The 11,686-nt window shown below is 61.5% G+C and carries 10 protein-coding genes, 1 rRNA gene and 1 pseudogene; 9 read left to right on the top strand and 3 right to left on the bottom strand.

The features are described from left to right. A 5S ribosomal RNA gene (gene rrf, locus HAQ05_RS29685) occupies positions 1-78 on the top strand; the annotation flags it as partial. A 98-nt stretch (positions 79-176) separates the two neighbouring features. Here rrf and queD read toward each other — a convergent pair. After that, positions 177-533: a 6-carboxytetrahydropterin synthase QueD gene (queD, locus tag HAQ05_RS18835; protein ID WP_190423324.1), complete on the bottom strand. Its 357-nt coding sequence runs from the start codon at positions 531-533 to the stop codon at positions 177-179. Positions 534-666: 133 nt separating this feature from the next. Here queD and HAQ05_RS18830 point away from each other — a divergent pair, with 133 nt between their 5' ends. From HAQ05_RS18830 to wrbA, 8 genes and pseudogenes are all read left to right on the top strand, one after another. After that, on the top strand, positions 667-981 hold the full coding sequence (locus HAQ05_RS18830; RefSeq protein WP_190423323.1) for a PepSY domain-containing protein: 315 nt from the start codon (positions 667-669) through the stop codon (positions 979-981). Continuing rightward, a complete protein-coding gene (locus HAQ05_RS18825; protein ID WP_190423322.1) occupies positions 982-1,650 on the top strand; it encodes a response regulator transcription factor in 669 nt (222 codons plus the stop codon). Continuing rightward, complete coding sequence (locus tag HAQ05_RS18820) at positions 1,647-2,966, top strand: ATP-binding protein (protein ID WP_190423321.1); 1,320 nt, start codon at positions 1,647-1,649, stop codon at positions 2,964-2,966. The genes HAQ05_RS18825 and HAQ05_RS18820 overlap by 4 nt, the downstream gene beginning before the upstream one ends. Before the next feature lie 60 nt (positions 2,967-3,026). Continuing rightward, a pseudogene (locus HAQ05_RS29530) lies at positions 3,027-3,848 on the top strand (cache domain-containing protein); the annotation flags it as partial. A gap of 36 nt (positions 3,849-3,884) precedes the next feature. Continuing rightward, positions 3,885-4,706 carry a methyl-accepting chemotaxis protein gene (locus HAQ05_RS29525; RefSeq protein ID WP_420825782.1) on the top strand — a complete coding sequence of 274 codons (822 nt, stop codon included), beginning with the start codon at positions 3,885-3,887 and terminating at the stop codon, positions 4,704-4,706. Between the two features lie 129 nt (positions 4,707-4,835). After that, complete coding sequence (locus tag HAQ05_RS18810) at positions 4,836-5,897, top strand: AI-2E family transporter (protein ID WP_190423318.1); 1,062 nt, start codon at positions 4,836-4,838, stop codon at positions 5,895-5,897. 132 nt (positions 5,898-6,029) lie between these two features. Beyond that, positions 6,030-7,925 (top strand): penicillin-binding protein 2, encoded by a 1,896-nt coding sequence (gene mrdA, locus HAQ05_RS18805; protein ID WP_190423316.1) that lies wholly within the window; start codon positions 6,030-6,032, stop codon positions 7,923-7,925. 89 nt (positions 7,926-8,014) lie between these two features. Beyond that, positions 8,015-8,614, top strand: coding sequence for an NAD(P)H:quinone oxidoreductase (wrbA, locus tag HAQ05_RS18800; RefSeq protein WP_190423314.1), 600 nt, complete (start codon positions 8,015-8,017; stop codon positions 8,612-8,614). 56 nt (positions 8,615-8,670) lie between these two features. Here wrbA and nuoN read toward each other — a convergent pair whose 3' ends face one another. Together nuoN and nuoM are read right to left on the bottom strand one after the other, a co-directional pair. Continuing rightward, entirely contained in the window at positions 8,671-10,146 is a 1,476-nt protein-coding gene (gene nuoN / locus HAQ05_RS18795; RefSeq protein ID WP_190423312.1) for an NADH-quinone oxidoreductase subunit NuoN, read from the bottom strand. Positions 10,147-10,153: 7 nt separating this feature from the next. Next, positions 10,154-11,686: an NADH-quinone oxidoreductase subunit M gene (gene nuoM, locus HAQ05_RS18790; RefSeq protein ID WP_190423309.1), complete on the bottom strand. Its 1,533-nt coding sequence runs from the start codon at positions 11,684-11,686 to the stop codon at positions 10,154-10,156.

Below are 11,686 nucleotides of genomic sequence, written 5' to 3'. Positions count from 1 at the left end.
CCCGAACTCAGCAGTGAAACGACGCATCGCCGATGGTAGTGTGGGGTTTCCCCATGTGAGAGTAGGTCATCGTCAAGATTCAAACCCACAAAACCCCAATCGCTCACGCGGTTGGGGTTTTGTCTTTTACGGCGTTGTAACGTGGAAAAACCCGGCGAAGCCGGGCTATTGGGCGGTTAGCCACCACTGTACTCGCAGCCACTGGTGCAGGTTTCATGCACCCGCACCTTCGACAGTTCCGGCAGTGACGGCTTGAGCTGCTGCCAAATCCACATGGCCAGGTTCTCGCTGGTGGGGTTTTCCAACCCCGGAATGTCGTTCAGGTAATTGTGGTCCAGGCGCTCGTACAGAGGCTTGAAAATGGCTTTGATCTCAGAAAAGTCGCGGACCCAGCCCGTATGGGGATCAACCGGGCCGCTGATATGTATTGCGACCTTGAACGAGTGGCCATGCAGGCGTGCACACTTGTGGCCTTGCGGTACGTTGGGCAAGCGGTGGGCAGATTCGAAGGTGAACTCTTTGAAAATATCCAATGGGTTGGGTCCTGGGGCAGTGCAAACGAAAAGGCGTATGGTAACGCTTTGAATCGCCTACGGGCAGGCATGTTCAGTTCTGATTAAGGCAGGTAGGGTATCCTTGCCAGTCCAACACCTACCAGGCATAGCCATGCCCGAACACCGATTTACTGGCCGTACACCGGCGCTGTTGCTGGCCCTGCTCAGTAGCTGCGCCGGCGCCCATGACCTCGACCAGAACCAAGCGCTAAAATTGCGCCAGCAGGGGGCGATTTTGCCGCTGGAGCAATTGCTTGCACAGGCGCTTGCGCGCTACCCCGGGGCCCGGTTGCTGGAAGCAGAGCTTGAACGCGATGATGGCCGCTATATCTATGAAGTAGAGTTGTTGACCTCCCAAGGCGTGGTCAGGGAGCTGGAGCTGGACGCCGCCACCGGCCAGTTGCTCAAGGATAAGGAAGACGACTGAATGCGTTTGCTACTGGTTGAGGACAGCGTGGCGCTGGCCGATGAGCTACAGGGCAACCTGTCGCGCCACGGTTACGCCGTGGATTGGCGCACCGATGGCCGCGATGCGCTGTATCAAGCGCAGATAGAACCGTATGACATCATTGTGCTGGACCTTGGCTTACCAGGCATCCCTGGCCTGGAGGTATTGGCCCAGTGGCGCCGGGAGGGCTTGGGTACGCCTGTGTTGGTGCTGACCGCACGGGGCTCCTGGGCCGAGCGAATCGAAGGGCTGCGCGCCGGCGCCGACGATTACCTGACCAAACCCTTCCACCCCGACGAGTTGCTGCTGCGCCTGCAGTCGTTGCTGCGGCGCGCCAAGGGCTTACCCAACCAGCCTACGCTCAAGGCCGCCGGGCTTGAGTTGGATGAAAGCCGCCAGGTGGTGCAACGAGGCGATGAAGCGTTTGCCTTGACCGCGGCGGAATTTCGCTTGCTGCGCTATTTCATGCTCCACCCGGGGCAGTTGTTGTCCAAGCAGCAACTGGCTGAGCACCTGTATGACGGCGAAAGCGAGAGGGAGTCCAATGTTCTGGAAGTGCACGTGAACCACCTACGCCGCAAGCTGGGCCGGGATGTGATCGAAACGCGACGCGGCCAAGGGTACTGCTTTACCGGTGTAGCCCGGTGAAATCGATTCAGGGGCGCTTGAGCCTTGGCCTGATCGGGGTATTGGTGATGGTGGGCCTGATTACGGCACAAGTGAGCCTATGGCTGTTCGAAGCGGGTTTGCAGCGTTACCTGGAAGCGGGCCTTCGCAGCGAAAGCGAAAGCCTGCTGATAGCCGTTGGCCGCGACGCGCAGGGCCTGCGGTTGAACCCCGAGCGGTTGTTACCCGCTTACGACCGGCCGTTTTCCGGGCGCTATTTTCGCATTGATACCCCACAAAGCCATTGGCGCTCGCGCTCTTTGTGGGATGCCGAGCTGCCGCTGCCCGAGCAGCCTGGGTTGCATACGGACTGGCGAGTAGGGCCGGACAACCAACTGCTATTGGTGTTGCGTAGCGACTACCGGCGGTATCAGCAAACCGTGACCATTACCGTGGCCCAAGACTACACACCGGTGCGGCAAAGCTTCCAGCGCATGCGCCAGGTAGGGCTGGGGACCGGCGCTATTGCCTTGCTGTTGATTCTGATACTGCAACGCTTCACCGTAAAGCGCGCATTGGCGCCGCTGGAGCGCGCGCGCCAGCAGATCGCGCAACTGCGCCAAGGCCGGCGTAGCCAACTGGACCACGGCCAAGCGGCAGAGCTCGAGCCTTTGATCGAACAGATTAACCACCTGCTGGCCCACACTGAAGACAGCCTCAAGCGCGCCCGCAATGCGACCGGGAACCTCGGCCATGCACTGAAAACGCCCCTGGCGGTATTGCTCAACCTGGCTGACCATGCGCAGCTCAAGGCCGCGCCGGCGCTGCGCCAAGTGATGCAAGAACAACTGCGAGCGATCGAGTGGCGGGTCGGGCGCGAGCTGAATCGGGCACGCTTGGCTGGCGATGCCCTGCCGGGTGCGCGGTTCGATTGCGACGAGGAAATTCCCATCCTGATGCAGACCTTGGCGAAGATCCACGGCGGGCACTTGCAGCTCTGCACGCGAATTGCCCCGGGCTTGCAACTCCCACGGGAGCGTGAAGATGTGCTGGAGCTGCTGGGTAACCTGCTGGACAACGCCTGTAAGTGGGCGGACGCCACGGTGCTGCTGACGATAGAGGCGCACGCCGATGCATTGCACATTGGCGTCGATGACGACGGGCCCGGTATCGAGCCCTCGCGCCGCCAAGCGGTACTGGAGCGTGGCCAACGCTTGGACGAAAGCGTGCAGGGCCACGGGCTGGGGCTGGGGATCGTGCGTGACATTGCCCAGGCGTGGGGGGCCAGGCTGGAACTGCAAACCAGCGAATTGGGCGGCCTGCGGGCGGTCGTCAGTTGGCCGCTGGGCCACGCCTAAACCTTTGCCGTGGCACGCCGATAGAAGGGGCATTACCTCAACCTGCCTCGAGAAACCATCATGCACCTGAGCCTCAAAGGTAAAGTCCTGTCTCTGGCCATTCTGCCGGTCGTGTTGTTCGCCATTGTAACCTGCGTGCTTACCGTGCTCATCCTGCGCCAGCAGGCCGACAAAGAAGTGCAGCAGACCCGAGAACGTTTACTCAACGACGCCCATACTATGCTGCAGGATTACGTCAGCATCGGCCTGGGCACCATCAAGCCGCTCTACGATGCAGCCACCGCTGGCGATAATGCCAGCCGTGAGCAGGCGATCAAGATGCTCTCGCAGGTGACCTACGGCAAGGATGGTTATTTTTTCGGCTATGACGGGCAAGCCGTTCGCTTGTTCAAGGGCAGCAGCCCCGACGGCGTGGGTAAGAGTTTCATCGAGGCCAAAGACCCCAATGGCGTATACGTCAACCGGGGGCTGGTGGAGGTCGCCAAAGACAACAGCCACTACATGACCTACTCCTCGAGCTTGCCAGGCAGTAGCGAGCTGGTGCCTAAGCTCGCCTACAGCTACTACCTGCCCAAGTGGGACATGGCACTGGGTACGGTCATCAACATCGACGGTATCGATGCCCGGGTGGCGCAACTGCAAACCCAGGTTCATGCGCGGGTGCATGAAATACTGTGGAGCATCGTCGGTATCGCCGTGGCGGTGGTGGTGGTCATTGGGATACTCGGCTTGCTGCTGTCGGGCACGGTGTTGCGCCCGCTCATGGCCATGAAAGCGAACCTGGACGACATCGCCGCGGGTGAAGGTGACCTGACCCAGCGCCTGCCGGCCAGCGGCAGCGACGAAATCGGCGAGCTGGCGCAGTCGTTCAACCGCTTTGTCGACAAAATCCATAACCTGGTGCGGCAGATTGCCGAGATGACTGGGCAACTCAACGGCTTGGTCGGCGAGGTGAGCAGCCAGGCGCAACGTTCGGAGCAGGCCATGCAGCGCCAACGGCAGGAAACCGACCAGGTCGCCACAGCCATCAATGAGATGTCCAGCGCGGCCCAGGAAGTGGCCCGCAGCGCACAAAATGCCGCGCAAGCCGCCCACCAAACCGATACGGAAGGGCAGCAGGCGCGGCGGGTGGTCGAGGGCAGTGTGAAGCGGATTCACTCATTGGTCAGCGACATTCGCCAAAGCGGGGCGTCGTTGGACAGCCTGCAAAGCGACGTGAAGTCTATTGTTGGCGTGCTGGGCGTGATCCGTTCCATCGCAGACCAAACCAACCTGTTGGCGCTCAATGCCGCCATCGAAGCCGCCCGGGCGGGGGAGGCCGGGCGTGGCTTTGCCGTGGTGGCCGACGAGGTGCGCGCGCTGGCCAGCCGTACCCAGCAAAGCACCCAAGAGATCCAGGGCATGATCGACCGGCTGCAACAAGGCACCGAGGGGGCGGTTGAAGCGATGCGCCGTTCCAGTGACGCCGGTGATGACACCTCTGAGCAGGCCAACCAGGCGGGGGTGTCGCTAGACACCATCGCCGGCCTGATCGCAACCATCAGCAACATGAATGCGCAGATCGCCAGTGCGGCAGAGGAGCAAACGGCCGTCGCCGAAGAAATCAACCGTAGCGTTCACCAAATTGCCCATTCGGTGGACCAGGTAGCGGATGAAACCGAGCAAGGTGCGGCCACTGCCCGCAGCCTGGCCGGCCTGGGCGAGCATTTGGGCCGGTTGGTCGGCCAGTTCCGTATCTAGGGTGGCACCTTAGCCGTTGGCTACAAAATGGTGGCGGTGCCTTTTGCAACCGGGCACTTTGCCGGGCCGCCCGTGGACTAACCCAGAGGGCGCCAACTGGCGCGCTCGGCAGGCCACAGCGGAACGCACATGAACGAAAACACCCTGCAATATAAAACCCTTCTGGCCTTATTGGTGTCGGTCACCGTCGCCTTCATATGGATCCTCTTGCCTTATTATGGCGCTGTGTTTTGGGCGGTGATCCTCGGGATCCTGTTCGCGCCCTTGCAACGGCGCCTGGCCCGGCGCTTTAAATGGCAACGCAAGGTCTGCGCGCTGGTCACGCTGTGCGTGTGCGTGGTGGTGGCCGTATTGCCGATGGTGATCGTCAGCGCTTTGCTGGTGCAAGAGGGTGCCTCGTTATACAAAAGCATCGAAAGCGGCCAACTGGACATCGCCGGCAACATCGACCACATCAAGCAGGCGCTACCGGTTTCCCTACAGCAATTGCTCGACCGCTTCGGTATGGGCAACCTAGAAGGGCTACGCGATCGCGTGACCAATTGGGCCACTGCCGGAGGCCAAGCGTTGGCCAGCCAGGCGTTTTACCTGGGGCAAGGCACTTTCGACGTGATCGTCGGCTTTGCCGTCATGCTGTACCTGGTGTTCTTCTTTTTGCGCGACGGCCCAGAACTGGTGCGCCGGGTACGTATGGCGATCCCTCTAGCGGACCAGCAAAAGCGCCGCCTGCAGTTGAAGTTCACGCGGGTGGTGAGGGCCACGGTCAAGGGTAATATGTTGGTGGCGATAGCCCAAGGGGCGCTGGGCGGCATTATGTTCTGGTTGTTGAATATCCCCAGTTCGCTGCTGTGGGCTGTACTGATGGCCTTTATGTCGCTGCTGCCTGCGGTCGGTGCGGGCGTGGTGTGGGCGCCGGTTGCGGTGTATTTCATGGTCACTGGTGCGTTATGGAAGGGCATCGGGCTGGCCCTTTACGGGGTATTCGTGATCGGCCTGGTGGATAACGTGCTGCGGCCGATCCTGGTCGGCAAAGATACCCGCATGCCCGACTACCTGGTGTTGGTGTCCACCCTGGGAGGGCTTGCGGTGTTCGGCCTCAACGGTTTTGTGATCGGCCCGCTGATCGCCGCGCTGTTCATGTCGAGCTGGAGCATCTTCACCGACAACCGCCGGCCGATGCCGCTACCCTGAACCTGAAGAAACCCTCACGTCGGCGGGGCGTTAACGCCGCTTGAGGGCCCGGCGGGCATTGGTTAACATCCCCGCCTTTGCGCGACAGCGTTCCCACCTGTAGGGGCCTGTTTCAGCCAACGAGCGGTATGCATGCCCAACCCGATTCCCCTTAAAGACCACGAGAAAGAAAAAAGCTTGGTCAACCGTCGGTTGATCGCCTGTGCGCTGCTGGTGCTGATGCTGGCATTGGCATTGGTGGGCCGGCTGTATTTTCTGCAGGTGATCCAGTACGCCTACCACTCCACGGTGTCCGAGAACAACCGTGTCCATGTGCTGCCTATCCCACCTGAACGTGGCATCGTCTACGACCGCAACGGCGTGGTGCTGGCCGATAACCGCCCCAGCTTCAACCTCACGCTGACTCGCGAGCGTGCTGGCGATGCACCTCAGGTGCTCGACACGCTGGCTCAGATCCTGCATCTGTCCGAAGACCAGCGCCGTGAATTCGACAAGGACCTTAAGCGTTCCCGCCACCCGTTCGAGCCCGTTACGCTAATGTACGAGCTCAATGAAGAACAGATCGCCGACATCGCGGTGAACCAGTTCCGCCTGCCAGGGTTGGATGTCGAGGCCCAGTTCGTGCGTGAGTACCCCTACGGCGAGCTGTTTGCGCATTCGCTGGGTTACGTGGGGCGCATCAACGAAAACGAGGCGAAAACCCTCGACCAGACCGAATACCGTGGCACCCAGTCGGTGGGCAAAACCGGCGTAGAGCGTTTTTACGAACCGCAACTGCACGGCCACGTGGGTTTCGAGGAGGTCGAGACCAACGCCCAGGGCCGGGTGATGAGGGTGCTGCGCCATACGGATCCGGTGGCCGGTAAAAGCATCACCCTGAGCCTGGACATCAATTTGCAGCGCGCCGCCGAAAAAGCCCTGGCGGGTCGCCGTGGCGCCATCGTGGCGCTGGAACCCAACACGGGCGAAGTGCTGGCGATGGTCAGCGAGCCAGGCTTCGACCCCAACCTATTCGTCACCGGCATCAGCTTCAAGCAGTACACCGCCCTTCGCGATTCACTCGACCGCCCCTTGTTCAACCGCGTGTTGCGTGGCCTGTATGCACCGGGTTCGACTATCAAGCCTGAAGTGGCTGTCGCGGGCCTCGACAGTGGCGTGATCAACGCCGGCACGCGGGTGTTCGACCCCGGTTACTATCAATTGCCCAACTACGACCACAAGTACCGCAACTGGAACCACTCCGGCGACGGTTGGGTCGACCTGTACTCGGCGATCATGCGTTCCAACGACGTGTACTTTTACGAAACCGCGCACCGGTTGGGCATCGACCGCTTGCACGATTACCTGAGCCGGTTCGGTATCGGCCAAAAGGTATCGCTGGACATGTTCGAAGAGGCGCCAGGCTTGATGCCATCGGAGCAATGGAAGCGCGCCACGCGGCGCCAGCCATGGTTCCCCGGCGAGACCTTGATCCTCGGTATCGGCCAGGGCTACATGCAGGTCACGCCGTTGCAGTTGGCCCAAGCCACGTCGCTGATCGCCAGCAAGGGCGTTTGGCACCGCCCCCGTTTGGCGCAATTGATCGGTGGCCAACCCCCGGTGGATGAAAACCCCATGCCCAATATCGTGCTGCACGATCCCAACGAATGGGAGCAGGTCAACCGCGGCATGCAGGCCGTGCTGCATGACCCCCGTGGCATCGCGCGGCAAACGGCGGTGGGCGCCCAGTACCGTATCGCCGGCAAGAGCGGCACCGCCCAGGTGGTCGCCATTCGCCAGGGCGAGCGCTATAACCGCGAACGGACCTCCGAGCGCAACCGCGACAACGCCTTGTTCGTAGGTTTTGCCCCGGCGGAAAACCCCAAGATCGTGGTCGCGGTAATGATCGAGAACGGTGAGGCCGGGGGTCGGGTGGCTGGCCCCGTGGTGCGTGAAGTGCTCGACGCTTGGCTGTTGGACCAAGATGGCCACCTCAAGGCCCAATACGCCGAGCCTTTGCCAGCGCCCACCAAACCGCCGCACGCGTAAGCCAAACTGGCGCAACGGCGTGGGCCTTCTACGCTTTGGTCAAGGCTCGCGCGCGCTAATTCCGGCGCGTGCTGATCAGGAGCATGTCCATGGCAAAAGTTCTCGTTCTGTATTATTCGACCTATGGCCACGTAGAAACGATGGCGAACGCGGTGGCCGAAGGCGCACGTGGGGCCGGTGCCACGGTAGACATCAAGCGAGTTCCAGAAACCGCGCCGCCGGAGGTGGCGCAAAATGCAGGTTTCAAGCTCAACCAGGCAGCGCCGGTAGCAACCGTGGCAGAGTTGGCCGACTACGACGCCATCATCGTGGGTACGCCCACCCGCTTTGGCCGTATCAGCAGCCAAATGGCGGCCTTTCTCGACCAGGCCGGTGGGCTTTGGGCCAAGGGCGCGCTCAACGGCAAGGTGGGTGCGGCGTTTGCGTCGACCGCCACCCAACATGGTGGGCAGGAAACAACCCTGTTCTCGATCATTACCAACCTGCTGCACTTCGGCTTGATCATCGTGGGGCTGCCCTATAGCTACCAAGGCATGACGACCCTGGACGAGGTCGTCGGTGGCGCGCCTTACGGGGCCACCACGTTGGCCGGTGGCGACGGTTCACGCCAACCCAGCCAGCTGGACCTGGACGGCGCGCGCCACCAAGGCGAGTTAGTAGCCAAGACGGCGATCAAGCTGTTTGGTTGACCTTAAAACCAAAACACCCCGCACGGTGGCGGGGTGTCGGCTATAGCGGGTAAGGGTCAGCCCATCGGGTGCAACCCTGCGTGCTGCACCAGGTCGATCAGCGGCTGCGGGTACACGCCCAGCACGAACGCCAATATGGCAACCGCCAACAACATCACGCCGCCTGCGCGCTGTTCCCACTTAAGCGGCGCATCGCGGCGCGGGATGTCCGCTTCGCGCAGGTACAGCGTGACCATGACCCGCAGGTAATAGAACACGCCGATGGCGCTACCGATCACCAACGCGCCCACCAGCCACCATAGCTGGGATTCGACGCCGGTGGCGATCACATAGAACTTGCCAATGAACCCCGCGGTAAGCGGGATACCCGCCAGCGACAGCATCATCACCGTGAGCACGGCCGTAAGGTATGGGCGGCGCCAGAACAGCCCGCGGTATTCGAACAGCGCATCGGCGTCCCGGCCGTGGTACGGCGAAGACATCAGTGTGATCACACCGAAGGCGCCCAAGCTTGTGAGCACGTAGGTGGCCAGGTACACGCCAATGGCTTCGACCGCCAGCCCTTTGCTGGCCACCAGTGCGATCAGCAGGTAACCGAAGTGAGCGATGGACGAGTAGCCCAACAAGCGCTTGATATTACTTTGCAGCACAGCCAGCAAGTTGCCAACCAGGATCGACAGCACCGCGATCACCGCCAGCACGGTGTAGACCATGCCGCTAGAGGTCAGCGGCGACAACTGGAACAAGCGCACCACCACGGCGAACACCGCGACCTTGCTGGCGGTGGCCAGAAAGGCCGCTACCGGTGCTGGGGCGCCTTCGTACACGTCTGGTGTCCAAAGGTGGAAGGGCACCAGCGACAGCTTGAATGCCAGGCCCACCAGCATCATCGACAGGCCCAACTGTGCCAGGCTGCTCGGTTGTCCGGTGGCGGCTAATACCGAACCGATCGCGCTGAACGACAGGCTACCGGCATCGGCATACACCAACGCCATGCCAAACAGCAAAAACGCCGAGCCCGCGGCCGACAGCACCATGTACTTGATGCCGCCCTCCAGCGAGCGTTTATCGAAAAAGGCGTAGGCGATCAGGCCGTAGGTCGGTACCGAGAGCAGCTCCAAGCCGATGAACAGCGTCGACAAGTGCTGCGCCATCACCAGCACCAGGCCGCCAGCGGCGGCGAGGATGATCAGCAGGTACAGCTCTTCGCGGTTGCCAGGGTAGCCGGCGCCTTCGACGCTTTCACCCAGGTAGGCATGTGCCAATGTTACGCAGGCCAAAGTGGCGATCAAGATCAACGCCATGTACAGGCAGGCAAAATTGTCCACCTGCAACAGCGTGGTCACGCTCAACGGCGTGACTTTGAGTACCGGCAGTATCGATAGCAGCGCCAGGTTCAACCCGGCGCACGACAGCAAGAAGGTCATCGAATGGTTGCGACGCCAGGCAATTGCCAGCATCACCACGACGGCGGTGGCGCTGGTAATTAGCAGCGGCGCCAGTGCCAGAAAGTGTTGAGAGGTCAGTTCCATAGCGCTCTTACCGGGCCGAAGCAAGTTGAGTGAAGGCGGTGCTGAACCAGTGCTGCACACCGCTGATGGTCGCCGACGAGGTGTCGAGGAACGGCTGTGGGTATAAGCCCAACCACACCAGCAGTACGGCCAGGCCCAGAATCATGGTCATCTCCCGGCCATCCATGCCGGGCAGCACGCTGGTGGCCTTGGCCGGCCCAAAATAGGCACGGTGGATCATGATCAGCGAGTACACCGAACCGAATACCAAGCCGGACGTAGCGATCGCCGAAATCCACGGCGTAGCCTTGAAACTGCCCAGCAGAATCAAGAACTCGCCAACGAAGTTGCCGGTACCCGGCAAACCCAGCGATGCGGCGGCGAAGAACAGGCTGATCGCCGGCAGGTACGGAATTCGCGCCCACAACCCGCCCATTTCGCGCATGTCACGGGTGTGCAGGCGTTCGTACAGTTGGCCAGAGAGAATAAACAGCGCCGCGGCCGATACCCCATGGGCCAGCATTTGCACCACAGCGCCCTGCAGCGCCAGTTGGCTACCCGAGTAGATCGCGATCAATACGAAGCCCATGTGCGAAACGCTCGAATAGGCGATCAGGCGCTTGATGTCGGTTTGCGCGAAGGCCAGGAACGCCCCGTAGAAAATCCCGATCAAGCCCAGGGTCATGGCCACCGGCGCGAACTCTGCCGAAGCGTGCGGGAACAACGGGAGGGCGAAGCGCAGCAGGCCATAGGCGGCGGTTTTCAGCAGGATACCGGCCAGGTCCACGGAACCGGCGGTTGGCGCTTGGGCGTGGGCATCGGGCAGCCAGGAGTGCACCGGCACCACGGGCAGTTTCACCGCGAAGGCGACGAAGAAGCCCAGCATCAACACGAACTCGGTCCCGGCGGGTAACTGCGCCTTGAGCAACTCACCGTAGCTGAAGGTAAGGATGCCGGTTTGGTTGTAGTGCACCAGCACCAAGCCGAGAATCGCCACCAGCATGATCAAGCCGCTGGCTTGGGTAAAAATGAAGAACTTGGTCGCCGCGTAGATCCGGGTGCGCTTGCCGTCGGCCGAGCTATGGCCCCACAGCGCGATCAGGAAGTACATCGGCACCAGCATCATTTCCCAGAAGAAGAAAAACAGGAACATGTCCACGGCCAGGAATACGCCGACCACGCCCCCGAGGATCCACATCAGGTTAAGGTGGAAAAAGCCGACGTGCCGCTGGATTTCCTTCCAGGAGCACAGTACCGAGAGCATGCCGAGCAGGCCAGTGAGCAACACCATCAGCAACGATAGGCCATCGAGGGCCAAGTGGATGCTGATGCCGAAGCGCTGGATCCAGCCCACGTGGAACTCTACAGCCCAGTGGGGTGCGGCGCCTGGCGCCGGGGCCAAGGTATAGTCCCCGGTGGCCCACAGCCAGAGGCCTAGGGCGAATTCCAGGGTCATGGTCAGCAGCGCAATCCAGCGTGGCAGGGTGGCGGCACCGCGCTCACCCAGCCAGCACAGCAGGCCACCGATGAAGGGGATCAGGATCAGCCAAGGCAAAATCAT

Source organism: Pseudomonas typographi, from assembly GCF_014694385.1.
Lineage (GTDB): Bacteria > Pseudomonadota > Gammaproteobacteria > Pseudomonadales > Pseudomonadaceae > Aquipseudomonas > Aquipseudomonas typographi.
This window is presented reverse-complemented; position numbering and strand designations above follow the sequence as displayed.